Here is a 24,009-nt window from a genome sequence, read left to right on the forward strand (position 1 = left end):
CCCGCGTCGCGGGAAACGGCAATATTGATAAGCCGACGGAATGCGGTTCTAATCACGTTAAATCAGTAGAAATCACGGGAGCTATTTCATGACCAATTTCCATCGGATGTTCGGCGCAGCCCTTATGGGTGTCGCTATGGTGAGCGTAAGTGTTCCGGCGGTTGCCGCAGATGCCGCCCTGAAAGCTGCCGTTACCGGATCGTGGCGCACACCTGAAAATGCCGCCCGCGACGCTTACCGTCATCCGGAAGCGGCCCTTGCCTTCTGGGGCCTGAAACCCGGCATGACCGTGGTCGATGTCAATCCTGGCAATAAAGGCTGGTGGACCGAAATTCTGGCCCCTTACGCAAAGGCAACCGGCGGGGCCTATGTGGCGGCCGCACCGAATGTGACGGGCTATTCCGCCGGTGATCCGGTCGTGGTTGGCACCGTCAAAGCCTATGCCCTGTCGCCCTCGGTCAATGAGGTGCCTGCCGGATCAGCCGACATGGTTCTGGTGGCCCGTATGTTTCATAACTGGGCCCGTCAGGACGGCACGACCGAAGCCTATATGACGGCGTTCAATACCATGTTGAAGCCAGGCGGGATTTTAGCGGTCGAGCAGCACCGCGCGCCTGAAGGTTCTGACCCAAAGGCAGGCACCGGCTATGTGCCGGAATCCTATGTAATAGACGCCGCAAAAAAGGCCGGGTTTGAACTGGTCGCCAAGTCCGAAATCAACGCAAACCCCAAGGACACGCGTGATCATCCGTTTGGCGTCTGGACGCTGAAACCCATCCGCCAGAGTGCCGCCCGCGGGCAGCAACCGGCGGCGGATTTCGACCGCGCCAAATATGATGCGATTGGTGAATCCGACCGCATGACCTTGAAATTCAAAAAGGTGAAGTGACCCACACCTGATAAGTTCCTTACAAACAGGCTGCGCCGGATATTGTGATACCGGCGCACAAGATACGGCTGCTGTGGCGTGTTAGGGTTTGACCTTAACACGCCATCATTTTTAACGCGCATTTTATCCGAAAACCGCTTCACACTTTTCGGAATGCGCTCCAAGGAGCCGGATCATGGGTATTTTCTCTGCCATCAAGGACGCTATTTTCGGAAAGAAAAAAGCGGCCACCCCGCCGCCGCAAGCTGTGCCATCCGCTCCGGCGGCTGCCCAACCCGCGCCGACCGTAGCACCCGCGCCCATTGAAGTGCTCGAACCCGTCGATGTCGAAGCGATCATGGAACAGGCGGCCAAAGACTATGGCCAGCCGTCTAACTGGCGCACCTCGATCGTGGATCTGATGAAGCTGCTTGATCTCGATTCCAGCTATTCAGCGCGTAAAGAACTGGCGGAGGAACTGGGTTTCAGTGGGGCTTATGATGGCTCAGCCGATGACAATATCTGGCTGCACAAACAGGTCATGAAAAAGCTGGCCGAAAATGGCGGCAAGGTGCCGAATGAGTTGAAGGATTAGGGTTTTGCTCAAGAAATCATAAGTTTTTGACAGCCTAAAATCTGCCATTTAAACCCAAGATTAATGTAGCGGCACACTCCTCTGGAGCCACTGTGTCGATCATATCCAGTGTCACTATAATATACATTAGCCCTAAATCTTAACAGGGAATATCGGGGCGTTTCCACCGAACGCATCAATAGCGGATCACCGTAATAATCTTCAATAATGTCCTTATTCATGTAAGGGATAGCGTTTGAGATATATGAACTCCTCCCCGCTTCGCGCGAACAACGATGCTTAAAGTTTTGTTCTCGAAGAAATTTCTTTTCATAGGTTTTACTCATCAGAATACAGTCTGATTTAGACATTATATCGTGCGCACCCCTCGGCAGGGCCCTCCCGCCAACATATAAAAAAGCAAACAAAGTTATTACTATACAGAAACCTAACGCAGTCTTTGCTGAAGTGCCTAAAGAGTTCGCCCAGTGCTTCATGCCCCCTCCGTCTGCTTCGCAAAGCTCGCATCCACCTCCCCCGTAAACAGGGGAGGAGAAGGTCAGCATAATTCCTCCGCCCCTGCAAGCGTAGCGACGCGGGGGAGGTGGCTTTTGAGCGCAGCGAGAAAGACGGAGGGGGCAATCGGCAAACAAAAACCCCAGACCATCGGCCTGGGGTTTCTTATCCTTCAATATCGAAAGTACACTGAGCGTCAGCGAAGGACTTTCGATATTAGTATCTATAGTGCTCCGGCTTGAACGGGCCTTCGACCGGCACATTGATATAATCCGCTTGTTCCTGATTAAGCGTGGTCAGCTTGGCCCCCAGCTTTTCAAGATGCAGCAATGCCACCTTTTCATCCAGCTTCTTCGGCAGGGTATAGACCTGTTTTGCGTAAGCCTTGTTGTTGGTCCACAGCTCGATCTGAGCCAAAGTCTGATTGGTAAACGACGCCGACATCACAAACGACGGGTGGCCGGTGGCGTTGCCGAGGTTAACCAGACGGCCTTCGGACAGAAGGATGATCTTCTTGTTGTCCGGGAATTCAACGTGGTGCACCTGCGGCTTGATTTCGTCCCACTTGAAATTGCGCAAAGACGCGACCTGAATCTCAGAGTCAAAGTGGCCAATGTTACAGACAATCGCGTTGTGCTTCATGGCGCGCATGTGCTCAAGGCGCAGCACGTCCTTGTTGCCGGTGGCGGTGACGAAGATGTCGCCCTGTGAGGCCACTTCCTCAACCGTGCGGACTTCATAGCCTTCCATCGCGGCCTGCAGGGCGCAGATTGGATCGACTTCGGTGACAATCACGCGCGCGCCACCGTTACGTAAAGAGGCGGCCGAGCCCTTACCGACATCGCCGTAACCAAGCACGACCGCGACCTTACCGGCCAGCATCACATCCGTAGCGCGGCGGATGGCGTCGACCAGCGATTCACGGCAGCCATAAAGGTTGTCGAACTTCGACTTGGTGACCGAGTCATTGACGTTGATGGCCGGGAACGGCAGGTCGCCTTTTTGGGCCATCTGATACAGGCGGTGAACGCCGGTGGTGGTTTCTTCCGACACGCCGATGATGGCGTCGCGGATGGCCGAATAGAAGCCCGGCTTTTCCTTGAGGTAGCGCTTCATGACCTTATAGAGCGCTTCTTCTTCCTCATTGGTCGGATTGTCGAGCAGGGTCGCGTCCGCTTCAGCCTTCGGGCCCAGCACGGTCAGAAGCGTCGCATCGCCACCGTCATCGAGGATCAGGTTGGGATACCCCCCGTCATGCCACTCGAAAATCTTGTGGGCATAGTCCCAGTATTCTTCCAGCGTTTCGCCCTTGATGGCAAATACCGGCGTGCCGCGCTCGGCAATGGCGGCGGCGGCATGATCCTGAGTCGAGAAGATATTGCACGATGCCCAGCGCACTTCGGCGCCCAGAGCCTGCAAGGTTTCGATCAGCACGCCCGTCTGGATGGTCATATGCAGGGAACCGGCAATGCGCGCGCCCTTGAGAACCTGCTTAGGGCCATATTCGGCGCGGGTGGCCATCAGGCCGGGCATTTCGCCTTCGGCAATATCCAGTTCCTTACGTCCCCAAGCCGCCAGGCTCAGGTCTTTGACAATAAAATCGCCCATCGGGTCGGCCTCATGTGGTTACAATCGTTATGGCCTTATAACGGGCACGGCAGACCAATGCAATAAACATATAAAGATATCTTTATATGGGCAAATTCTGAACGATCTGTTCAACCCAGCCGACACTGGCCTGATAGGCCCAGAGCGTGAAATCGATCACATAGTGGGCAAAGTAGTAGACCCACGCCACGGCCCCTGCCGCCACCGCAAGCCCTGCCAGCATAAACAGCCCGTCCCGTTGCAGTATGGCAAGGCCGGTCAGCACCACCGCCACACCGGGAATGACATTGGCCCCCGGCATGGGCAGCAGCAGAATCAGGGCCAGAACGAGGGTCTGTAAGCCCAGATACACCATCGCCGGCCCGCGCGTCAGAAACGTCCAGCGGGGCCGTGCCAGATACTCAACCTTGCGCAATACGACTGCGCAGGCCCTGAGCACTTTGCGGAAATCATCGCCCTTGAAATCCCAACGCTTGACGAAACCCGGCATCCATAGCGCCTTATGATGCAACAGCATCTGGATCGACGGCGGCAGCAGCAAAAGGCCAAAAATAGTTGAAATACCCGGCACATTGGGGATGCAGATCGGCAGGGCCAGTATGATCAGCAGCAGCCCGATCCCGCGCCCTTCCAGCCGCGCCAGCAGGTCGCCGACACTGACTCGCTCCCCATCAAGGCCACCCGCCAGTTCATCAATGATTTGAGATGCCGGAATCCGGTGCTGGCCCTTGGGCATATTGTTCCCCACACTAAGGTTCACAGCAAAGAATAGTCTGGCTGATTTGGCAAGTCGGTTTGACCTTACTCTCCGGTCGCGATAGAGCAAACCAACCTCTCCTCTCTGTGCCGAAGGCATGGGGAGGGGGACCATCGAGCCCTGCGAGATGGTGGAGGGGGATGGCATCTCAAGGTTTTACGGACTGAACGTCTGGTTTTATCCCCCTCCGTCGCTTCGCTACGCTCACCGCCACCTCCCATGCTGCGCACAGGGAGGAGAATAAGGTACTATTCCATGCCCGATACCAGCCCCGGTTTCGCCATTGTCCGTCATGACTGGTCGAAAGATGAGATCGCCGCCCTGTTCGACCTGCCGTTCATGGAATTGTTGTATCGCGCCGCCACGATCCATCGCCAGAGCTTTGATCCATCCGAAGTGCAACTCTCACAGCTTTTGTCGATCAAGACCGGCGGCTGCGCGGAAAACTGCGGTTATTGCTCGCAGTCGGCCAGTTTTAAAACCGGCCTTAAGGCGTCAAAACTGATGGAGACGGGTGAAGTGTTAGCCGCCGCCAAAGCGGCCCGTGACGGCGGGGCCCAGCGCTTTTGCATGGGCGCGGCCTGGCGTGATCTGAAAGACCGCGATGTTCCGGCGCTGGCCGACATGATCGGCGGCGTGAAGGCTCTGGGCTTAGAGACCTGCGCCACACTCGGCATGATCACGCCGGAGCAAGCGAAGGCGCTGAAAGACGCAGGCCTTGATTACTACAACCACAACCTTGATACCTCGCCGGAATATTACGAACAGGTTGTGACCACCCGCACCTATCAGGATCGGCTCGATACGCTGGAGGCTGTCAAAAATGTTGGCATGAAAACCTGCTGCGGCGGGATTACCGGCATGGGGGAGGCCCGCGCCGACCGCGTCTCGTTCCTGCATCAACTGGCGACCATGTCTCATCACCCGGATTCGATCCCGATCAATAATCTGGTGCCGGTTTCGGGCACCCCTCTGGGCGACAAGGCCCGCAGTGAGGGCGGCATTTCCGGCATCGAGTTCGTGCGCACGATCGCGGTGGCCCGCATCGTCTGCCCGCGCTCTATGGTGCGCCTGTCGGCCGGCCGGAATGAGATGAGCGAAGAACTTCAGGCCTTAAGTTTCATGGCCGGCGCCAATTCGATCTTTGTCGGCGATCAGTTGCTGACTACGCCCAACCCGGAGCGCGGCTCGGACGCCCATCTGTTTGCCGAACTGGGCCTTAAACCGATGGCAATGACTTAACTATCCACCGCATCGCAGCAAGGGTTTACAGAGCGTAAACACATCCGCCCTAAAGTCGTCCCATATCTGCGATAAAACCGGATCAGGATGACCTTGCCCCCCGCCTCGCCCCCAGCCCCGCCCTGCGTAACTGGCCGTCCCTTAGTGTCCATAATCATGGCCAACTATCGGGGTGGGCGGTTCCTTGAGGCAGCGCTGACCTCGGGACTGTCCCAGACCGTTCGCGATATCGAAATCATCGTTTCTGATGATGCCTCACCCGATGACAGTGTGGCGGTTATCCGCGCTGTGATGGAGAAAGACGATCGGATCCGGCTGATCGAAGCGCCGCAAAATGGCGGCCCGGCCAAGGCTCGCAACCGAGCGCTCGATGCCGCCCGCGGGGAGTGGGTTGCCATTGTTGATTCAGATGACTACCAGCACCCGCAGCGGCTGGAGCGGCTACTCAAGGCCGCAGACGATCACAATGCCGATCTGGTCGCCGATGACTTGCTGCATTTTCATGATGACGGCAGCCAGCCGATATCCTTCCTGATGCTGGACCACGGCCTGACCCAGCCGTTTGAGCTGACGACCGAGTTGTTCATTCGCGCCAATACGGCCCGCAGCGGCTTGCCGACGCTCGGTTATCTCAAGCCGCTCATCCGGCGGGCGCGACTGGGGGAGTTGCGCTACGACACCGGCCTTAAGGTCGCCGAAGACTACGATCTGGTCGTGCGATTGCTGGCGGGCGGGGCCAAGGGCTATGTCGTGCCCGATCCGACCTATCTGTATCGCCGTCATGGCGGTTCGATCTCGCACCGTATGTCCGAGACGATCCTCAGCGACATGATCGATAATCATCACCGCTTTGCCGCTGAGTGTGGCCCGCACCCAGCGCCGGTGCAAACTGCGCTTACGGCCCGTCTGAAAGGCATGGAAACCGATCTGGCCTATGAGCGGTTAGTGGCCGCCATCAAGGCAAAGCGGCTCACAGAAGCGGTTGGCATACTCACCAAATCCCCCGCCCTGATCAAAAATCTTTACCGCTCATTCTGTGAACGCAAAAGTCGTCAGGTCGCACCTGCCCCTGCCGTTTCAGCGGCCGCTATATCCGCCAGCGCCCTCATCCTCAGCGATAAAGCCCCCGACGCAGATTCCCTCACTAGCCTTAAGGCTATTGCCAGCCAGCGGGGGGCTGATAATGTCATCCTTAAGACTGTGCCTGAAGGTTTTTTGACGGAGCCATCATTGACAGACCCGGCCAGATACCGCGAACTGTGGGCGATAACGGCGCCTCTGGGCGATCGTGAAACCCTGATGACCATTTGCGACGGCTACGCCTCTGTCAATGCGGCAGGCTACTTACCCTGCAATCCCGTCTGGCCCTGCAACCCTGTCAGGGACGAAATCGAAGAAAGAGGGCAGTCATGACCACCACGCACCGTGAAGGCCGCAGGGTGCCCTATGATCCCGGCATTATTCTGCGCATCAATATTCCGATCGTCCTGACCTTTTTATGTCTGGCCGCCCTGATGCTGGAACCGCTGTTCACCTCCGCGGCGGCGCTGGCCTTTTTGATATTCGGCGCGTTTTTAATGCTTCACCGCACCAAACTCAGCCTGACCACCCTCAACAAGCACTGGTTTTTGCTGATCCTGCCGGTCTATTGCCTGTTGTCAGTGTTCTGGTCGCAATATCCGGCGGTCAGCGCACGACAGGGCTTTCAGTTGGCCCTGTCCCTGATCATTGCCATCGTGATTGCGTCGCGCGTGCCGGCCCGCAATCTGTTTTTCATTCTGTTTGTCTGCAATGTGATGGTTCTTGGCCTGTGCCTGCTGTTTGGCGCCCGCCCGTCCGGGGCGGCCTGGCAGGGGATTTTTGCCAGTAAGAACGCCTTTGCAACCGTCATCGCTATGGTCTTTCTGTTCTCATTGGCCATGCTCTACGAAAAACGGATGAAGCTGACCCTGAAAATCGTGGCACTTGGCATTATGTCCATATGTCCGTTCCTGCTGCTTAAGGCGCAATCGGCAGGCGTGATCATGGGCTTGGTGCCGCCGGTGCTTTTGATGGTTCTGTTTCAGATGACGCGCGGCTGGAAGCCTGTTCAGCGGATCGCGATGCTGACCTTTGGCACCTGGGCCGCCATTGTGGCCGGTCTGGCGCTGGCCCCTTATTTCAGCGATATTTTTGCCAGCGTTCTGCGGCATTTCGGCAAGGATCCGACGCTTACCGGCCGCACGGAATTATGGGATATTGCCTTTGCCCATATTGCCGAGCATCCGCTGCTGGGCATCGGCTACCGCGCCTACTGGGTGGTCGGCAACCCGGATGCCGAAGCCCTGTGGCTCAAGTTTGGGGTTAAATCCGGCGGCGGCTTCCACTTTCATAATCTCTATATTTCAAACGCCGTTGAAATCGGCCTGATCGGTGTCGCCATTCAGTCGATTATCCTCTACGGCACCTTTATCGCTGCGATACACAAGCTGATCATGACGCCCAGCACCGAAAAAATGTTTTTCGTCATGTTCCTGCTGTTCATCATCTACCGCAGCTTTGGGGAGGTGCAGCTCTTCTTTGGCTTCAGCGATGTGTCTATTCTGATCTATGCCATTTGTGTCTACAGCCTGAAAAAAGAGCAGCCTGAGCCCCGCCCGTCGTCACGCACGCGCAGGACGCGACGCGCGGTTCACGGGCCGGCTCCGGCCGCAGCGCCTGAACCCGAAGCCTCTGCCTGATATTTTTATTATTTAAGTATAGTTCTAAAGGTATTTTATTATGTCGCCAATTCCGGCCCAAAACGGCCTCGTCCATGTGCGCGTCCCGACCTATAAGCGCCCCGATCTGCTGCTTCGGGCCCTAAAGTCACTGCAAAGCCAGACGTGGACGGATTGGGTATGCGACATCTATGACGACGACCCGGATGCCGCCGGCGGTGAGGTTGTGCAGGCCCTGAATGACCCGCGCATTCACTACACTCAGAACAAGCCCCAGAGATACGCCTCCGGCAACATCAATGCCTGTTTCAGCCTGAGTAATCCGCGTGACGCTGACTATTTCTGCGTGCTGGAAGACGACAATTACCTGCTGCCGGAATTTATGGCTGAAAATATTGCGGTCGCCCGCGAACACAAGGTCAATCTGGTCCTGCGCAACCAGATTACCGAGTTCAACAGCCATGTCGAAGTCCCGACCTTAAGCGTTGAGGGTGTACTCGATCACCTGTTCAAAGACGGCATATACACCCCCGAAATGTTTCGCTTGTCGTTGATCATGGGCATTGGCATCTCTAACGGCGGCCTGTTCTGGACACGCCATGCCCAAAGCCCGATCGAGATCACCTGCACCTGCACGGCCGTGCTTCAGGAATATATCCGCACCTATATCCTGACCGAGCCCATCTATGTCGCCATGAAACCGTTGGCGGTATGGATGGAAAATGAGGCCGCCACTACCCGCAATGATGGCGATAAAGCCGCCTATATGCGCCGTGAACTCAACCTCAAGCGGGCCATCCAGATGCTTCAGCGCGCAGCCTGGCAGCAGACTACGCCGCAGGTGAGACGCGGCTTTATGACCAATCCGGCCTTCGCCACACCGGCTGAGGGCCGCGCCCGTGGCCTGATCAAGGCGCATCTGGCAGGCCCTAACCGTCATGTCCCGCTCAAAGACGCCCTTGAGCTTGCCCTACGCGGTGCCCTGATCCGATTCGGAGGCAAAACCGCGACCGATTTCGATGAAATGGTTAAAAATTCCACTATATAATTATTTAATTAGGCGTATGGTTAACATACGTTTCCACCGCGACGTGTGAAGGCATCGTCACCCTGGAGATGATAGTATCTGTGTTGGTATAGCTTTTGCTCTCTACCTGGCCTGTAGTATCACTTCGAGACCTGACGATGAACAGACAGATCAAAGTGCTGGCACCGACCGGCTATCCGTGGGCGTTTAACGGCCCGCGCCGCTCACGTCACAAGATCCGCAATCGGCGGTTTGTCCCGTTCAACCGGCTGAGCAGCACGCTGGATGGGGTGACAGTCTTTAATCCGGTCGACGAAATAAACTGCGATATGCTTCACGCCTTCAACCGCGTGCCCGTCACCACAAAGCCCTTCGTGATCGGGTTTGAATCGCACCTGCCGCGTATTTTCGGGATCGAAAACAAGCCGGCCTATCATCACTTTTTATATAGCCGCCTGCTGTCTTCCAAATGCCGTCAGATCATCGCCATATCGAATTATGCCCTGCGTAACTTTGAACGCGACCTGGCGGCCAGCCATCTCAGCGCCAGCGAAAAAGAGATTTTGCGGGCCAAGACGCAGGTGCGCTACCCGAACATGATCATCCCCGACCCGCACACCGGTGCAGATGAGGAAAATGATTTAGCGCATAACTACCAGATCAGCTTTGTCGGCAATCACTTTGCCCGCAAAGGCGGCTGCACGATGGCGCGCATGGCTGAACTGAGCCTGCAACGCAAGCTGCCGTTCACCTTTACAATCGTATCTTCGCTTCAGTACGGCGGCCACATCTGGTCTGACCCGACGAATCCGGATTTCTACGCGCCCTATCTCAAATTGCTGAACCTGCCCAATGTTCGCCATATCCCGACTCTGGCCAATGACGGGGTGATGAAGCTGCTGGGTGAAAGCTATGCGTCGGCCCTTCCGACCTTTTCGGATACGTTTGGTTACAGCGCGATTGAATCCCTCGCGCTCGGCACCCCGGTCATTGCCTCCGCGCAAGGGGCCTTGCCTGAATTTATAGAAGATGGCGTTAACGGCATTATGCTTGATCCGGCGGTCACCGAAGGCGATCCCGACTGGCGTCCCCATTGGTTTGCCCGCGGCACAGTTAAGTTTGAGGCCCTGTTCGCGGCCAATGTTGAACGCTTCGCCGTTGAAGCGGTCAACCGTCTGGAGCAACTTCTGGAATACCCCGAACAATACCGCCATATGCGCCGGCAGGCCAAAGCCGGCTCTCAGGCCCGTTTCGGCCATGAGCCTGCCTCAACCTATTGGGACGATCTTTACCTTAAATCGGTGTGAAACCACATTCGTTTTTTATGGGCTGAAAGGTAACATAGGATATCCTACCGATAATATTCAGCCTCCTGAAAACGCCTGCGGCATTGTGCTTACAAAGCGACAAGCCGGATTAAATTCACTCTATTACAGCGCTATGCTGCGTCCGCATACAAAACTGTTACGGTCGCGGGTTGATTATATTTGCGCGCTTGTTAGTCTGATGACCTCAGGCTTAAGGCCCGCTTTGCGGATCACGGCGTCTGTCAGGCCCCCGTTTGTCAGTTCATCTGCGGAGATATTCCATGACCGGCCCGTTGCTCAGACGCTTTTTTATTGCCGCCCTTGCCAGTGCGTCCCTGCCGGGCATGCCGTTTGCCACTGCACAAAGTACAACGCCGCCACCCCCTAATGTAACCTCTCCTGATGTCACGGGCGCCGCCTCGTTCGTTGATCGCTTTGACCGGCTGGACTTATCGCGCTGGTACGTCGCGCACGGCTGGAGCAATGGCCCGCATCAGAATTGCGGCTGGTCTCACCATGAGTCTTTTGCCCACAACGGCAAGCTTAAGCTCAGATTTCAGAAAAAGCCGATGGCCGACCGTCTCTATAGCTGCGGCGAAGTGCAGACCCGCGCCACCTATGGCTACGGCACCTATGAGGCCCGCATGAAAACGCCCAAGGGCTCCGGCCTGAACGGTGCTTTCTTTACCTATATCGGCCCGACCCACGGCAAACCGCACGATGAGATTGACTGGGAAGTGCTGTTGAAAGACACGACCGTCGCCCAAACCGGCGGCTATGTGAATGCCAAGGGCGTGGGGGCGACCCTGCCCAAGCTGCCCTATCCGGCCGACAGCGACTTCCTGGACTACGCCTTTGTGTGGGCGCCGGACAGTCTGAAATACTATGTCAACGGGAAACTGGTGCACACCATCTCAAGCCCAGCCCCGCTGCCGTCCAATGCTCAGAAAATCTTTTTCAGCCTGTGGGGCAGCAATAGCTTGACGGATTGGATGGGAACCTTCATCGAACCTAGCGGCCCGCTGGTCATGGAGGTCGACTGGGTGGCCTATACCCGTCCGGGCGATGCCTGCCAGTTCCCGGACTCATTGGTCTGCAAACTCAACGGAGCTTAAGTTTTTGCCCACGACTGTCAGCGTGATCATTGCGGCCAAGGATTCGGCGGATACTATCGTCAAGGCCATCCAATCTGCGCTGGTTCAGCCCGAAGTCATTCAACTTATAGTCGTAGACGACGGATCGCGCGATGCGACGGCTGAGGTGGCGCGCGCCGCCTGCGACGGCAGTGGGCGCGTCGAGGTGATATCGCTTGATCGTAACTATGGCCCGGCCCACGCCCGCAACCGGGCGCTGGAGGTCTGCCGCGGACAGTTAGCGGCTATTCTCGATGCTGACGATTTCCTGCTGCCCGGCCGTTTTACACGGCTGCTGCCCCATAATGACTGGGACATGATCGCCGACAATATCGCCTTTGTGCCGACCGGCTATGAGGGTGCGCTCAACGCCGTAGGGGTGGACGACGCCCGCCCGCTCAGCCTTGAAGCGTTTGTGCTAGGCAACCTGACGCGCGATGACCGGCATCGGGGCGAACTGGGTTTCCTGAAACCCGTTATTCGTCTGGCCTTCCTCAAGGCGCATAATCTTTCCTATAATGAGGGCTTACGATTGGGCGAAGATTACGACCTCTATGCCCGTATGCTGGCGGCCGGGGCGCGCTTTAAAACCACACGAACCTTGGGCTACGGCGCGGTTGTGCGGCCCAACTCGTTAAGCGGCCAGCACCGCACCGAAGACCTGCGCCGTCTGGCCGATGCCGATCACGACCTGCTGGCCCTGCCCCTGTCGGCACCTGAGCGCCACGCCATACACCAGCACGAAATCCAGACCCGCAACCGCTATCGCCACCGACATTACCTCGATCTCAAGCGGGACAAAGGTGCGGCGGCGACCCTAAAAGCCTTGCTGGCGGATCCGGCCTCATGGGCGCCGGTCGTCAAGGGGGTGTTGCGCGATAAATTATCGCCGCCGCCCGCACCGTCCGCCAGTGGCGATGTACGCTATTTATTTCCCTTGCCCGAAGCCTGAACCAAAATCGCCTCGAACTGATCAATCTGGGCGACCGGATCGATTTCAGGTCGTAGCGCATAGGCGCGCGCCGCCTGCGACAAAGCGGCGTAATGATCGCTGTCCGACCATAGACGCTTAAGTTCAATGGCCCAGTCGCTGGCGGCACTTCCCACCGGCATCAAAACCCCACCGGGGCCCACGGCCTCGCTTAAGCCCCCGATATGGGTTGCCAGTGCGGGGATGCCGCTGCAATGGGCTTCTGAAGCCACCCGCCCCCAGGTTTCTTCCCACTGGCTGGGGGCCAAAAGGATTCTGGTCTGGCCATAGACACTGCGCATATCGTGCGTGCGACGCATAAAGGTGATGTTGGTAAGCGGCGCAATGGCAGCGTTCAACTCCGCTTCCTGCGCGGGATTAAGCGTCCAGCTTTCGACAAACAGGAACTCGATCTCCGGGCAGAGGGTCGCAATTTCGATGGCCCGGCCCAGCCCTTTTTTGGCGACCGGATTGATAAAGGTCACATAGCGCCCGGTTGTCTGCGTCTCATACTGCGCCACATCGATCGACGGGCAGATGACGTGGGAATCTATGCCAAAGACCTCACGGTAGCGGTTACGGGTGAACTGCGAATTTGAAATAAACTGCGCACCCGCAAACTGACGCGGATCACCGCCCAGTTCATCAAATTCGACATTGTGGAAATAAACCACCAGCGGCACGCCCTGTTTTTGCAGTTCAGCGGCTATCGGCACGGTATTGTGACACTGCACCACCGCCACATCGGGGCGATCATCCTTGACCAGAGCCGGCACCGCGTCCCAGGCTTTCCATGCTCGCCGAACATCGTAACCCAGACCAGTATCCGTCGCCCACGGCCGGCGGGTTAATTTCATCTTCAACCGTGCCGTGAGGCCAAACGTGCCAGATCCGAACAGAGAGCACAGCACCGAACCTTTGTGACCACGTGCCTGCATCGCCTTGACCAGATAATCAGTATTGGACTGCACCCCGCCGCTGAATTCAGGAAAGTGACCATTGCCGAAGCTAAACAGGATATTCATGACGCTGTGCCGACCGGTTCCGCGACATGGGCTTTGGCTTCGCTGCGTAGTTGCAGGTAATGAAACGGCAGGCTGACAAAGGCGATGGGGATGCAGATCAGGAACTGCGGCAGTTGCTTAAAATACCGCTGCCAGGCGTTGCGGCTGACATCAGGATTATATTTCATGTGCCGCAGCACCAGGAACAGCCAGTGATTTATCTTAGGCTGGGCCGACATATAGATTTTGATTTTTTTACCCAAACCAAATTTATAGGCTTGCAATAGGCGCTTACGAAACAGCAGTTCATCTATAATGCGGTTCGGCCCCTCAAGAGACCCCCACGCCATAGTCTCACGATAAACCGAAACTCCGGTACCACGACTGCCCATCACCTTCATTGAATAGGTAATGCGTTCACACTTCGCGCTGAGATCAAGGAAAAATAGCTGGTCCTCACAGGCCCGGCGAAAGCCTTCATCAAACCTGACCCTGGGGTTGCGCTTAAAATTAAACGCCACCTGAGAGGCATGGGGCAAGCATTCATCGGCAATAGCATCAACGGCTTCGGCCGGCGTTATCTGGCGCCGCACAGGCTCGTAATCCGGGCCGTTCTTATGGTGACGCTGCATATAGTCGAAATAATAGAATGTGTCTTTGTCATCGTGCTGACTATTGGCGAAATAGAAGTCAGACCCTGCGTCCAGTTCAGTCATCGCGGCCTTCAGGTGATCCGGATGCCAGACATCATCCGAATCCAGAAACATCACATAGTCGACCTCAGCCGCGTCAAGGCTATCGAGGCCGGTATTGCGCGCTGCTCCCGGCCCGCCGTTTTTGCGGTGAAGAATAACCAGTTCATGCCCCTGCGGCACCTCAAAGCCCTCAATCGCCGCCTCGACCGGCAACGGCGATTCATCATCGGCAATGACAATGCGCACGTGAACATCTTGCGGCATATTCTGATCGGCGATTGATTGCAGAGCCCGACGCAAAAGCCCCGCCTCACGCTGGTAATAGGGGATAATGACGGCGACGGTTTTCATTTCGCCTCCTTATGGGCACGGAAATAGGTAATGGCCCCCGCGTAGTAATTGTACTGCAACCAATGATAAAGGCTGGTGTGCCCCTTCATCTTTTCCTGCCGGTCACGCCACCACTCCTGCGCGGCCATCGACCAGATCCACAAAGGCACATTCTGGAAATGACGGCGCCCGACCGGCGCCACCTTACCCATAAAATTCTCATGACGGGCATGGGCAGGCGCCTGCGACAGATAGGCCCAGGTCTCACCGACCGAGCGATAATAGCTGCCCACATAGTCCTGCGTCAGACGGGCCGCCGGAATGATGTGGCGTACCCGTGCCCCCGGCACCCAGACACCGCCACCGCCACCGCCCTCGGCCATCACGGCCCGAATGACCGCGACCTCTTCGCCCAGCCGCTTATGCTGCGGCCCGACCCCTAAACCGGGGTCATAGAGATGGCGGCGCTGTTCGTCTGCGCGCAGGGCATAGTTGGCGCCGTAAGGCAGGCGGTCTTCTTCAACCGACAACTCAACCTCATCAGGGCCAAAATCGCGCGCCGCCAGAACCGAGGCCAGGAGCTCACGGTTGTCCTGCCACCATTTTGGTAATTCAATCTCGGTCACCGGCTCGATCACCCCGCCAAACACGGTCGCCTCAGGATGGCGCTGAAACGCATCCGCATAGGCCGACAGCCAGTTCGGATCGATCAGCACATCATCATCGGTCCAGCAGATATATTCACCCGCAGCCTCAGCGACTCCCCGGTTTCGGGCATTGGACAGACCGGCCTTGGCCTCAAGGACATAGCGGATCGGGATGCGGTCAGAAAAGCGGCTCACCACCTCAGCCGTATGATCGGAACTGCCGTTATCGACCAGCACCATTTCCCATTCAAGACCATTGGGCACCGTCATGGCGGCCGCCGTTTCGAGTACACGGCGTAATTGCTCGGCGCGATTGCGGGTGCACATGATAACGCTGATGAACATATAGAGTGTCCGCACTACAGCCTAAGAAAAAGGTCAGGCCAAGAGAATGAATAATGAATAGTTAAAATTATAAGGCGGGTTGAAAGTGACCTTTAGCACTGTCGAAGCGGGGCCTAAATGATCATTTTTCGCACGGTTTGGCAAGGCATTGTGCGACGCAAACAAATTCGATTATTCAAATTGCATGAAGTCGAGATAGGCTTTATCGTCAAAAAGACCTGCAATATCCGGCCCGCCTGCCTTTTTATATTTTCTTTATATTTTCAGAGCCTTAAATTATGCGCCTGCCTGTCCTTTTCCAGAGTACGTTAACCTTGCGGACGCGCCCCCTATGAGTTCTCTGGAAGACGAAGGTTACAAAGATCTGAAAAAGCGCACCGCCACCTCGGTCATATGGTCGGTGGCGCGGGTGTTGTGGTCGACGGGGGCCAGCTTTGTTATTTTTGTGGTGCTGGCGCGCCTTTTGGGGCCAGCGGACTTTGGCCTGTTCGCGCTGGCCGCCCTGTTTGTCGACATCAGCCGGATCATAGCCAGCGCGGGCCTTGGCGATGCGGTGGTGCGCCAAGCTGAGCTGACCGAAGAACTGGCCGACACGGCATTTTGGGCCAATGTGGGTTTAAGCTTAAGTGTGGCTTTGGCGGTCATGGGTCTGGCGCCACTGTATGGCGAGATGGTGAATAATCCGCAGGTGGTCGATGTGCTGCGGGCTCTGGCCTTTACCCTGCCGGTCGCGGCCCTGGGCGGCATTCATGGGGCGCGTCTGACCCGCGATTACAAGCATAAACTGTTTGCCGTTCAGACCGCCATCACCAGCATTATTTCCGGGCTGGCCGGGATTGGTGCCGCTTTTTATGGGCTTGGGGTATGGAGCCTTGTGGTACAGGCATGGACGGGCGCAATTTTAGGGGTCGGCATGGCGTGGAGCGCCTCACGCTGGGTGCCGGGCCTGCGTTTTTCAATGAGCGCCTTTAAATCCATCGCCACATTCAGCGTCAGCATGACCATCAATCAGTTACTATGGCTGATGATGGGGCGGGTCGGTGACCTGATCATCGCCCGCGCCTATGGTACGGCTGAACTGGGCCGATATCGCATTGCCTGGCGGATGTATGAACTGATCGGCCAGATTGCTCTGGCACCTATCGGCAGCGTCGCCATGCTGACCTTTTCAAAGCTTCAGCACGATATGGAAAAGCTGAAAGCCGCGTACCTGCGCATCCTGAGTGGTGCCGCCATCATCGCCTTTCCGCTGATCTTAGGTTACGCCTCTCTCTCCAATGAAATTGTCGAAGCCCTGTTTTCAGCGCAGTGGCAAGGGGCTGGTGAAATCTCCAGCGTTCTGGCGCTGATGATCGTGCCCTTCGTGTTCAACTACATATCTCCGGGCGTGCTGGCCGCCATCAATCGCGGTCAGTCGATCATGAAGGTGGCGATAACCCAGCTTGTCCTGACGATCGCATTTACCATGCTGTTTGTGCCTTACGGCCTTCTGGCTGTCGCGGGTGCCTATGTGCTGAGAAACTACGTCACCCTGCCATTACAACAGGGCATGCTAAAAAAACATACAGGGATAAAAATGATTGAGGCGGCCAAGGTTGCGGTTGCCCCGCTCTCAGCAGCGTTTGCGATGGCAGCCAGCGTATGGCTTCTGAAACCCTATATAGCCAATATGGTCGGCCAGAACCTATGGGCGACCATCGCGATTGGTGTGGCCGTGGGGGGCATAGTTTATATTGGCAGCATCTTCCTGTTCGGACGCTCGGTGATTGCGCCATACCTGCACATGGTTCAGCCCTATCTGTCGCGCTTCAGGAAATCATAGATCGCTCAAAAGCTTGATGCCTGAGCGTTCCATCAACGGCAAACCCGGCTCCCAGAAATCGCGCAAGGTCGGGTAACTGCCGGGCCAGTCCATCGCGAATGGAGCCAGACTAAAGGTTGGCGTGCCAAATAACTTGGCGACATAGGATTGCGTCGAGGTTGTAAAACCATAGACTTCGGTTTGCGGGTTCTGACTGATGTAAATCTCAGCCGGTACCCGGCTATAGGCTTTGGGCAAAGCCTCGCATTTAGGATGGCTGTCGAAGAAAGCGCGCACATCGGCCTCATCGCGCGGGTGAGGTTTCACCCAGATGCGCTCATACTTCCGACTCAAGGCATCGATAATCGTATTAATCAGGCGCGTATAGGCGTCTTTTTCCATCATGTGGCTGGCAACCAGCGCCTGCGATAAAAACAGGCACTCGCCCGCACCACCTGATGGGCGGGCCTTAAGCACTTCACGAAACCCGCCCTCTATGGGTAACATTTTTGCATCACGCCGCGCATCCGGCACCCACGGAAATACGCTGTAGATTTCATCAAAAACATCAAACCGCAAAAAATGCGGCAAGGCATTGGGTCTGATGCCGGTATGGCGCAAAAGCCGTTTCAGTCCATCCCTTATCCTGTAATGCACATTCCGGTCATTCAGGCTTTTATCATAAAACGCATGGTCGGTATAAAGCGCCAGCCCGTCTTCAAACACACACACGGCTTCAGCCTTAATCTTGTAATAGGCCCTGACCACAAACGAACTAAACCGAAAACTGAGAAACAAGCGCTTGGCCGGTTTGAAATCGGCCGTCATAGCGGCTTCGAAATCCATATAGTCAAAGGGCGATGGCCCCATCAGAGCATCCATCTGCTCGAATATGCCCTCATAATTTCCGCCCTCCTTATAGAGGATCGCCAGATGCCGACCCGGCAGATACTGCTGCACAATTGCGCGGGCCATCAGATACTGAACCGGCGAATTGATGAGGAATATATTGTCGTAAGTGCCGATGGCCATTGCCTTACCTTGCTATCACGGCAAATCCGATGCAGCCGGTTGCCACCATCGGAAACGTAGGTGACAAATCCTTACATTGCCACCTCAAACACAGTCAAAGAACCTAAAATCGAAATTAAATCCCGCCTAACAATTCAGGCTTTGCTTTCGCTATAAGATCAAGAAGATGAAATTGTTCTTCCCAATCTATATCGAGAGCAGACACTTCTTCCATTTCATAAAAAAATGGTTTCCCTCCGATTCTGTCGCCGATATCGCGCATATCTCCAAATTTCATGGCATATATTGCGTGATTTATCTCATAGACGGGTTGCAGATCTTGGCTTCTAGGCCATTTCTCCACACTATTGTCGTAATTGATCGGGCCATTATTGTTCCATAAGAACTTTTGAAGCTTTGTAACCGACACGAAAGAGTCGTGGCCCGACTCCATTGATTTTAGGTAAGCATTATAAGCTTTTATATATTCTAATTCATTACAAAATGGCGTTGTAACATGAGTCCAAAATATAGCTCCATCAGGCCTTAAACTGGAAATATATTGAATAAATTCTGTCATCGAAGTCGATGACTTACCCAGATGATCTGGCCTGTCGTCTATTACAATTCTTCTATCACTTTTTGAAAAAAACTCTGCATAAGACACCACATCTGGATCATTAGTAGAGATAATTATCTCATCTAAAAAATCGCACTTTCCAAGCTGCTTCAGCTTTATTTCTAAAAGCCCTCCTTCATAGCCACCAAAAGGGCGCATGTTCTTCTTTGGCACACGTTCACTACCTGCTCGGCAAGGAATAAATGCAGATACTTTCATTGGCTATAAGTCCCTACTTTGAGGCTGTAATCATCATCGACCGGCATCTCATCCAGCAGCCCAACCAGAGCTTCCGACCACGGGGTGGCGTCGCTCGACCACTTCGGATTGCGCAGCAGGAAATCCACGGCGTGACGCGTGGCGTATTCGGCGACCCTATCCGCTTCGCTGGAGACATAAATTTCATCGAACACGCCTGAGGCTTTGCACTGCTCCAGCTTGACGTCCAGCAGCGATTTTTCACCGACAAACGGGCGCAGGTTCTTCTCAGGCAGGCGCCCGGAATGGGCCTTGGCGGGCACTAAGGCCACACATTTCGGTTTCGACACTATTAAAGCCTCTTTTTAGCCTGGGACCTCTTTTAAGCTTGGGCCACGCGGTATTTGTGGTGTTCGCTCTTGTTCACGCGCTTTTCACCGCTGCCGACCATGCGCTCGGTCAGGCGGATCTGATCGACATATTCCTTAAAGGCAGGTGTGGTCAAATCAACCGCCACGGCATCAAAGTGCGCCCATTCGGTATTGCCAAGCTTAACGTGCTTTTCGACCATGCGCGCCCCGGCGGCCACAGCCAGCGCTGAGCCCAGCCAGCCGAAATCATGGCTGGAAAAGGCAGGTACGATGCGCGGGTTTTGCGCCGACAGCTCATGGTAACGGCGCACGACGGCGATATTGGTGTCCTCGGCGGGCGTCGGATAGGCCGAATTGGCCTGCATCAAAATAAGCTTTTCGCACGCCGTGAAATTATCCAGCACCCAGCGCTCATAGGCTTCATCGGTCATACCGGTCGATAGCACCACCGAACCGGTATAATTTTTCGAAACGAATTCAAGGTAATCCGTATGCTCGGAAATGGTCGACGGCAGCTTGACCATCGCCGGTTTGACATCGAGCATGAACTCAAACGACGGCTTATCGAGGATCGAGGCAAACCAGCCCATGCCCAAGCTCTTGCACAGCGTATCCACGAACGCGAAGTCGTCCTTGCTCAGTTCCAGTTGGTGGCGATAGTCGCCAAAGGTCGACCCGAACGGTGATACGTAGGGGGCTTTAAGCTGCTCAGCCGAATAGAAGCTTTCGACATCGCGCTTTTGCAGTTTGATATAGTCCGCCCCCGCCGCCTTGGCGGAGCGGATCATACGCTCAAGACGTAGGCGGTCGCCAAAATGGTTGGTGGTCAGCTCAGCAATGACATCAACCTTATGGATGTTATCTGTGGCCGCCAGCGGTTCTGGCGTGCCCAGTTGCGCATTAAGCTCGGTAGGCGTAAGCGCACTGAACGATTTGGTGCCGACATGGCGGACTTCGATCTCTGAGCCCTTGAGGACATAGAGCGCATTCAGGAAATAGAATTCCTGCGTGTTGAACACCATCTTACGGTCAGCGTCGCGGGCATGGGAATAGTCGCTGTCGATGCGCTCACTATAGGCCTGACTGCCATCATAGCTAAAATCAAGGCCGACCATGTAGACCGTCTGCGGACGTCCGCGAATGGCAGCGACCTTACGCGCCACCTGTAACGCCGTGATAAACAGAATATCTTCGATGACCAGATCACCAGCCTGAAAACGCTGCATCATCAGATCAGCAGATTCCTGCGTCAGCGGCGTATGCGGCAGTTGCACCACCGAGCGATCCGCAGCCTTCAGCGGCGTCGAGGTCAGATAGGCGCGCGATTTCAGGCCATTGGCCTGAACGCTGTCGGCGGCCCACGCCGCATGAAACACGCTGATGTCGGCAGGCGCGATGCGTTCGGCATCGTTCATAGCAATGACCAGAGAGCCCGCGAAAATCTGCGGGTCGATCTGGTCGATCGACGGCCCCTTACCGAGGATGAAGATCGTGTCGGTGGCGTATGTCGAAGCGATGTTTCCGATCAGGTTCGAGATAGCGTCCGTCATAAGGCTCTCCTTCAACAATGACTTCACAGCCGTGCTCACGCGCAAGCTGTACGCCTGCCAGCATATCCCAGCTTTTGGCGCCGGCCGGATTGACAAACCTTGCCAGCGATCCGCGCACAACATTAAACAGGTTATAGACCGCACAGCCCATAATGCGGGCTTCGCCGCCGACGGGGATCATTTCGACCAGCTTATCATTGATCGACGACGAAAACCCGGTAATCCGTGACGTCTGATAGTCAATCTTATCACCGGTCATGAGCTTCAGCCCCATTTCCGGCACCATCAACATAGAGGCAGCATGCTGGCGCTTATGCCATATCGACAGGGATACACCCCATTCGGGCAGGCCGGAACAGAAATTCTCGGTGCCATCAATCGGATCAAGCACCGCCGTCCAGTCCTGATCGTCCGCCGCGCCTATGGTATAGCTTTCTTCGCCGACGAAGTTGATATCACCCATCAGGCCGGTCAGGTGATCCTTAATGGCGTTTTCCAGAAAGACATCGGCGACCGTCACAGGACTGCCGTCATCCTTCCAGGTGACCTCACGACGGTTGGCCAGAACATGGGGCAGATGCTGCTGTACGACCCCGGCCACACTGCCAAGGATTTTAATCGCGTCGGTCATTGAGGCCGGCCTTGGAAAAATCGGTAATAGCAAAATTCAAAATCAATAGGCTGCGACCTTAGTGGCAAACGGAATGATCGCAAAATTCTTTTTGCGGCGCACCCAACAAAAAATCCTATTGAAAAGCCTGAATTAACCACGCCCCGACCGCTTTCAGTATTGACTTATTTCTTTGGAGCCCGACAGGCCCGATATCGTTCCCAGATGGAGCGCGCCGCGCAGTATATTGCGCCTGCGCTTCACCGGCGACCATGCCGTCATCGCTGCCGAAGCAAAGCTGAAACCGGCCTTAGCAGCAGCCATCGCCTGCTCGACCACGACCGGGCGGGTCAGGCCGCCCTCACGGATCAGGCGGCCGTGAGTCTGGCCCGACCGAAAGCGCCGGTCACGCAACCACTTAAAACTAGCCCGCGCCGGCGGCACCGGCTCTTCGATCCAGGCCTGCCGCGCATAGGCGATTTTACCGCCGCGCCGATAAATCTGCGTGAAGAAATCAGTGTCCTCACCACCGCTTTTGCCGCGCGACAGATCAAAGCTTAAGCCCTGAACCTTATCCGAGCGGCGATCCAGCAGAGCATTGCAGGTATAGCCGGTCAGGATGTCATCACCCACGATCACCGGATAGGTCGAGTGGAAATCCCCGTCCCTGATCCAGCCCGCGATCCCCTCCGGATAGAGCGCGCGCACCGGCCCCAAAACGGCATCCGCACCGGCCGCTTCAGCGGTCGTCACCATCTCTTTCAGCCAGCCGGGCGTGACCAGTTCATCGTCATCGATAAACAGGGTATAACGTCCCGTGGCCGCCTCAAGGCAGGCATTGCGAGCCACCGAAATATTAGCTTTTGGGGCATGAATATAGGTCAGCGGAAACGGCACTTCCGGCCCCATCGCCTCGACGCGGTCTCTGGCTGACGGTACCTCGTCATTGTCGGCAACGATCACCCGCACGGCATGATCCGACGGCACCTCAAGCGATGCCAGCGAACGCAGGGTGGTGGCAATATGCTCACGCCGGAACGTACAGATACAGATATCGATATCGGCCATGTGAGCCCTAAAAATAACAGAATAAAATAAGCAGGGCCTTAAGCCCTTAAGCCGCTTTAAATTTCAGCTCAAACCACTTTTTCCAGAACCCGACCGACCAGGCGATGTGCATGGTCATGGCGGCATAACCGGACATAAACCCTTCGACCGAACGCGTTCGCACACCCTCGATCACGGCCAGCCCGCCCCACAGGCACAACCACCCGATCAGCGGCAGGGCGCACACCCACCAGATCGCGGCCAGCGGCGCCATCAGGATCGACGGCAGAACCATAGCCGGAATAATCTGGCGCAGGCCCGGCGTCTGCTTATGTTTAAGGATATTCTGGATACGACCGCTGCCATAGCCGCGGTACTGCTTAAACAGCCCTCTGGCGGTGGTGCGCGGCAGATATTCCATGACGGTTTTCGGCGTCATCCAGATGTAATAACCGATCTTACGTAAGCGAAAATCAAGCTCAGCATCCTCATTGTGCGCAAAGCTTTCATCATAACCACCCACTTCGCGAAACGCCTTGATACGCATCAACGCGTGGTGGCCGTGATCGACAAATTCGCCCTTATTGACCACGCGGTGCTTTGAGCCGCCATTGCCGAGCGGGGAGTTTTGCGCGATCGCGACCGCCTTCTGGAACGCGCCCGCGCCGATGGTGTTCATCGACACCACGATCGACGCACAGCCGACCTTGCGCGCCTCAAACATCAGTTGCTCGCAAAAATCTTCAGGATAGCTGCCGTGGGCATCGATGCGGATCAGATATTCGGCGTCGTCACCGTAGCGTGCGACCGCCAGATTTATACCGGCGCTCTGGATTTTCTTCGGGTTATGCAGCAGCCGCACCGGCGCGCCGTCATCGACGAAGCGCCTGACAATATCCTGGGTGCCATCGGTCGATCCGCCATCGGCAACCACAATCAGCGATCCGGCCTCACCTTCGGTGCGCACCAGCCAATCCAGAACCTTGCCGATATGCGCGGCCTCATTAAGGCACGGCACCACGACCAGCACCTTTTCCGGGCGCACAGGCTCTGCGGACGTTAAATTCACAGCCAGACCCG

22 protein-coding genes are annotated in these 24,009 nt (G+C 55.9%); 10 read left to right on the forward strand and 12 right to left on the reverse strand.

What is annotated here, in order from left to right:
* The first annotated feature begins 88 nt into the window (after nucleotides 1-88).
* Both PQU98_RS09815 and PQU98_RS09820 read left to right on the forward strand, forming a co-directional pair.
* A complete protein-coding gene (locus PQU98_RS09815; protein ID WP_272744764.1) occupies nucleotides 89-889 on the forward strand; it encodes a class I SAM-dependent methyltransferase in 801 nt (266 codons plus the stop codon).
* A gap of 175 nt (nucleotides 890-1,064) precedes the next feature.
* Entirely contained in the window at nucleotides 1,065-1,463 is a 399-nt protein-coding gene (locus PQU98_RS09820) for a DUF3597 domain-containing protein (protein ID WP_272744765.1), read from the forward strand.
* A 711-nt stretch (nucleotides 1,464-2,174) separates the two neighbouring features.
* Here PQU98_RS09820 and ahcY read toward each other — a convergent pair.
* Nucleotides 2,175-3,566 (reverse strand): adenosylhomocysteinase, encoded by a 1,392-nt coding sequence (ahcY, locus tag PQU98_RS09825; protein ID WP_272744766.1) that lies wholly within the window; start codon nucleotides 3,564-3,566, stop codon nucleotides 2,175-2,177.
* 82 nt (nucleotides 3,567-3,648) lie between these two features.
* Nucleotides 3,649-4,302, reverse strand: a complete 654-nt coding sequence (locus PQU98_RS09830; protein ID WP_272744767.1) for an exopolysaccharide biosynthesis protein — start codon at nucleotides 4,300-4,302, stop codon at nucleotides 3,649-3,651.
* A 276-nt stretch (nucleotides 4,303-4,578) separates the two neighbouring features.
* Here PQU98_RS09830 and bioB point away from each other — a divergent pair, with 276 nt between their 5' ends.
* The 7 genes from bioB to PQU98_RS09865 all read left to right on the forward strand — a co-directional run bounded on the left by bioB (nucleotide 4,579) and on the right by PQU98_RS09865 (nucleotide 12,683).
* A complete protein-coding gene (gene bioB / locus PQU98_RS09835) occupies nucleotides 4,579-5,565 on the forward strand; it encodes a biotin synthase BioB (protein ID WP_272744768.1) in 987 nt (328 codons plus the stop codon).
* 156 nt (nucleotides 5,566-5,721) lie between these two features.
* Complete coding sequence (locus PQU98_RS09840) at nucleotides 5,722-6,978, forward strand: glycosyltransferase family 2 protein (protein ID WP_272744769.1); 1,257 nt, start codon at nucleotides 5,722-5,724, stop codon at nucleotides 6,976-6,978.
* Entirely contained in the window at nucleotides 6,975-8,285 is a 1,311-nt protein-coding gene (locus PQU98_RS09845; protein ID WP_272744770.1) for an O-antigen ligase family protein, read from the forward strand. The genes PQU98_RS09840 and PQU98_RS09845 overlap by 4 nt, the downstream gene beginning before the upstream one ends.
* Before the next feature lie 40 nt (nucleotides 8,286-8,325).
* Nucleotides 8,326-9,312 (forward strand): glycosyltransferase family 2 protein, encoded by a 987-nt coding sequence (locus PQU98_RS09850; RefSeq protein ID WP_272744771.1) that lies wholly within the window; start codon nucleotides 8,326-8,328, stop codon nucleotides 9,310-9,312.
* 137 nt (nucleotides 9,313-9,449) lie between these two features.
* A complete protein-coding gene (locus PQU98_RS09855) occupies nucleotides 9,450-10,598 on the forward strand; it encodes a glycosyltransferase (protein ID WP_272744772.1) in 1,149 nt (382 codons plus the stop codon).
* A gap of 281 nt (nucleotides 10,599-10,879) precedes the next feature.
* The gene (exoK, locus tag PQU98_RS09860) at nucleotides 10,880-11,713 is read left to right on the forward strand and encodes an endo-1,3-1,4-beta-glycanase ExoK (RefSeq protein WP_272744773.1); all 834 of its coding nucleotides are present in this window, start codon (nucleotides 10,880-10,882) and stop codon (nucleotides 11,711-11,713) included.
* A gap of 4 nt (nucleotides 11,714-11,717) precedes the next feature.
* Nucleotides 11,718-12,683, forward strand: a complete 966-nt coding sequence (locus tag PQU98_RS09865; RefSeq protein ID WP_272744774.1) for a glycosyltransferase family 2 protein — start codon at nucleotides 11,718-11,720, stop codon at nucleotides 12,681-12,683.
* Here the strand turns inward: PQU98_RS09865 and PQU98_RS09870 are convergent.
* From PQU98_RS09870 to PQU98_RS09880, 3 genes are read right to left on the reverse strand one after another with little or no spacing between them, the layout of a single operon-like run.
* Nucleotides 12,656-13,726 (reverse strand): glycosyltransferase, encoded by a 1,071-nt coding sequence (locus tag PQU98_RS09870; RefSeq protein WP_272744775.1) that lies wholly within the window; start codon nucleotides 13,724-13,726, stop codon nucleotides 12,656-12,658. The genes PQU98_RS09865 and PQU98_RS09870 overlap by 28 nt on opposite strands.
* Entirely contained in the window at nucleotides 13,723-14,751 is a 1,029-nt protein-coding gene (locus tag PQU98_RS09875) for a glycosyltransferase family 2 protein (protein ID WP_272744776.1), read from the reverse strand. Before PQU98_RS09875 ends, PQU98_RS09870 begins: the two co-directional genes overlap by 4 nt.
* On the reverse strand, nucleotides 14,748-15,722 hold the full coding sequence (locus tag PQU98_RS09880) for a glycosyltransferase (protein ID WP_272744777.1): 975 nt from the start codon (nucleotides 15,720-15,722) through the stop codon (nucleotides 14,748-14,750). Before PQU98_RS09880 ends, PQU98_RS09875 begins: the two co-directional genes overlap by 4 nt.
* Nucleotides 15,723-16,053: 331 nt before the next feature.
* Here PQU98_RS09880 and PQU98_RS09885 point away from each other — a divergent pair, with 331 nt between their 5' ends.
* Nucleotides 16,054-17,544, forward strand: coding sequence for a lipopolysaccharide biosynthesis protein (locus PQU98_RS09885; protein WP_272744778.1), 1,491 nt, complete (start codon nucleotides 16,054-16,056; stop codon nucleotides 17,542-17,544).
* On the opposite strand, the gene PQU98_RS09890 is transcribed toward PQU98_RS09885, so the two are convergent.
* The 7 genes from PQU98_RS09890 to PQU98_RS09920 form a co-directional block, all read right to left on the reverse strand.
* A complete protein-coding gene (locus PQU98_RS09890; protein ID WP_272744779.1) occupies nucleotides 17,539-18,555 on the reverse strand; it encodes a polysialyltransferase family glycosyltransferase in 1,017 nt (338 codons plus the stop codon). The two genes, PQU98_RS09885 and PQU98_RS09890, sit on opposite strands and share 6 nt — an antisense overlap.
* 115 nt (nucleotides 18,556-18,670) lie before the next feature.
* Nucleotides 18,671-19,372 (reverse strand): acylneuraminate cytidylyltransferase family protein, encoded by a 702-nt coding sequence (locus PQU98_RS09895; RefSeq protein WP_272744780.1) that lies wholly within the window; start codon nucleotides 19,370-19,372, stop codon nucleotides 18,671-18,673.
* Nucleotides 19,369-19,701: a cytidylyltransferase domain-containing protein gene (locus PQU98_RS09900; RefSeq protein ID WP_272744781.1), complete on the reverse strand. Its 333-nt coding sequence runs from the start codon at nucleotides 19,699-19,701 to the stop codon at nucleotides 19,369-19,371. Before PQU98_RS09900 ends, PQU98_RS09895 begins: the two co-directional genes overlap by 4 nt.
* Before the next feature lie 32 nt (nucleotides 19,702-19,733).
* Nucleotides 19,734-21,272: an N-acetylneuraminate synthase family protein gene (locus PQU98_RS09905; protein ID WP_272744782.1), complete on the reverse strand. Its 1,539-nt coding sequence runs from the start codon at nucleotides 21,270-21,272 to the stop codon at nucleotides 19,734-19,736.
* Nucleotides 21,196-21,903 carry an inositol monophosphatase family protein gene (locus PQU98_RS09910; RefSeq protein ID WP_272744783.1) on the reverse strand — a complete coding sequence of 236 codons (708 nt, stop codon included), beginning with the start codon at nucleotides 21,901-21,903 and terminating at the stop codon, nucleotides 21,196-21,198. The genes PQU98_RS09905 and PQU98_RS09910 overlap by 77 nt, the downstream gene beginning before the upstream one ends.
* A gap of 153 nt (nucleotides 21,904-22,056) precedes the next feature.
* Nucleotides 22,057-22,950 carry a glycosyltransferase family 2 protein gene (locus tag PQU98_RS09915; protein ID WP_272744784.1) on the reverse strand — a complete coding sequence of 298 codons (894 nt, stop codon included), beginning with the start codon at nucleotides 22,948-22,950 and terminating at the stop codon, nucleotides 22,057-22,059.
* A 46-nt stretch (nucleotides 22,951-22,996) separates the two neighbouring features.
* Nucleotides 22,997-23,998, reverse strand: a complete 1,002-nt coding sequence (locus tag PQU98_RS09920) for a glycosyltransferase family 2 protein (RefSeq protein ID WP_272744785.1) — start codon at nucleotides 23,996-23,998, stop codon at nucleotides 22,997-22,999.
* Nucleotides 23,999-24,009: the final 11 nt, after the last annotated feature.

This window comes from Asticcacaulis machinosus, from assembly GCF_028550435.1.
GTDB lineage: Bacteria > Pseudomonadota > Alphaproteobacteria > Caulobacterales > Caulobacteraceae > Asticcacaulis > Asticcacaulis machinosus.

Coding starts and splice junctions, on each gene's coding strand:
- PQU98_RS09845 (WP_272744770.1), top strand. CDS start 6,975: ATGACCACCACGCACCGTGAAGGCCGCAGGGTGCCCTATGATCCCGGC.
- PQU98_RS09840 (WP_272744769.1), top strand. CDS start 5,722: ATGGCCAACTATCGGGGTGGGCGGTTCCTTGAGGCAGCGCTGACCTCG.
- PQU98_RS09915 (WP_272744784.1), bottom strand. CDS start 22,950: ATGGCCGATATCGATATCTGTATCTGTACGTTCCGGCGTGAGCATATT.
- exoK (WP_272744773.1), top strand. CDS start 10,880: ATGACCGGCCCGTTGCTCAGACGCTTTTTTATTGCCGCCCTTGCCAGT.
- PQU98_RS09880 (WP_272744777.1), bottom strand. CDS start 15,722: ATGTTCATCAGCGTTATCATGTGCACCCGCAATCGCGCCGAGCAATTA.
- PQU98_RS09910 (WP_272744783.1), bottom strand. CDS start 21,903: ATGACCGACGCGATTAAAATCCTTGGCAGTGTGGCCGGGGTCGTACAG.
- PQU98_RS09870 (WP_272744775.1), bottom strand. CDS start 13,726: ATGAATATCCTGTTTAGCTTCGGCAATGGTCACTTTCCTGAATTCAGC.
- PQU98_RS09855 (WP_272744772.1), top strand. CDS start 9,450: ATGAACAGACAGATCAAAGTGCTGGCACCGACCGGCTATCCGTGGGCG.
- PQU98_RS09830 (WP_272744767.1), bottom strand. CDS start 4,302: ATGCCCAAGGGCCAGCACCGGATTCCGGCATCTCAAATCATTGATGAA.
- PQU98_RS09905 (WP_272744782.1), bottom strand. CDS start 21,272: ATGACGGACGCTATCTCGAACCTGATCGGAAACATCGCTTCGACATAC.
- bioB (WP_272744768.1), top strand. CDS start 4,579: ATGCCCGATACCAGCCCCGGTTTCGCCATTGTCCGTCATGACTGGTCG.
- PQU98_RS09885 (WP_272744778.1), top strand. CDS start 16,054: ATGAGTTCTCTGGAAGACGAAGGTTACAAAGATCTGAAAAAGCGCACC.
- ahcY (WP_272744766.1), bottom strand. CDS start 3,566: ATGGGCGATTTTATTGTCAAAGACCTGAGCCTGGCGGCTTGGGGACGT.
- PQU98_RS09850 (WP_272744771.1), top strand. CDS start 8,326: ATGTCGCCAATTCCGGCCCAAAACGGCCTCGTCCATGTGCGCGTCCCG.
- PQU98_RS09875 (WP_272744776.1), bottom strand. CDS start 14,751: ATGAAAACCGTCGCCGTCATTATCCCCTATTACCAGCGTGAGGCGGGG.
- PQU98_RS09815 (WP_272744764.1), top strand. CDS start 89: ATGACCAATTTCCATCGGATGTTCGGCGCAGCCCTTATGGGTGTCGCT.
- PQU98_RS09890 (WP_272744779.1), bottom strand. CDS start 18,555: ATGGCCATCGGCACTTACGACAATATATTCCTCATCAATTCGCCGGTT.
- PQU98_RS09820 (WP_272744765.1), top strand. CDS start 1,065: ATGGGTATTTTCTCTGCCATCAAGGACGCTATTTTCGGAAAGAAAAAA.
- PQU98_RS09895 (WP_272744780.1), bottom strand. CDS start 19,372: ATGAAAGTATCTGCATTTATTCCTTGCCGAGCAGGTAGTGAACGTGTG.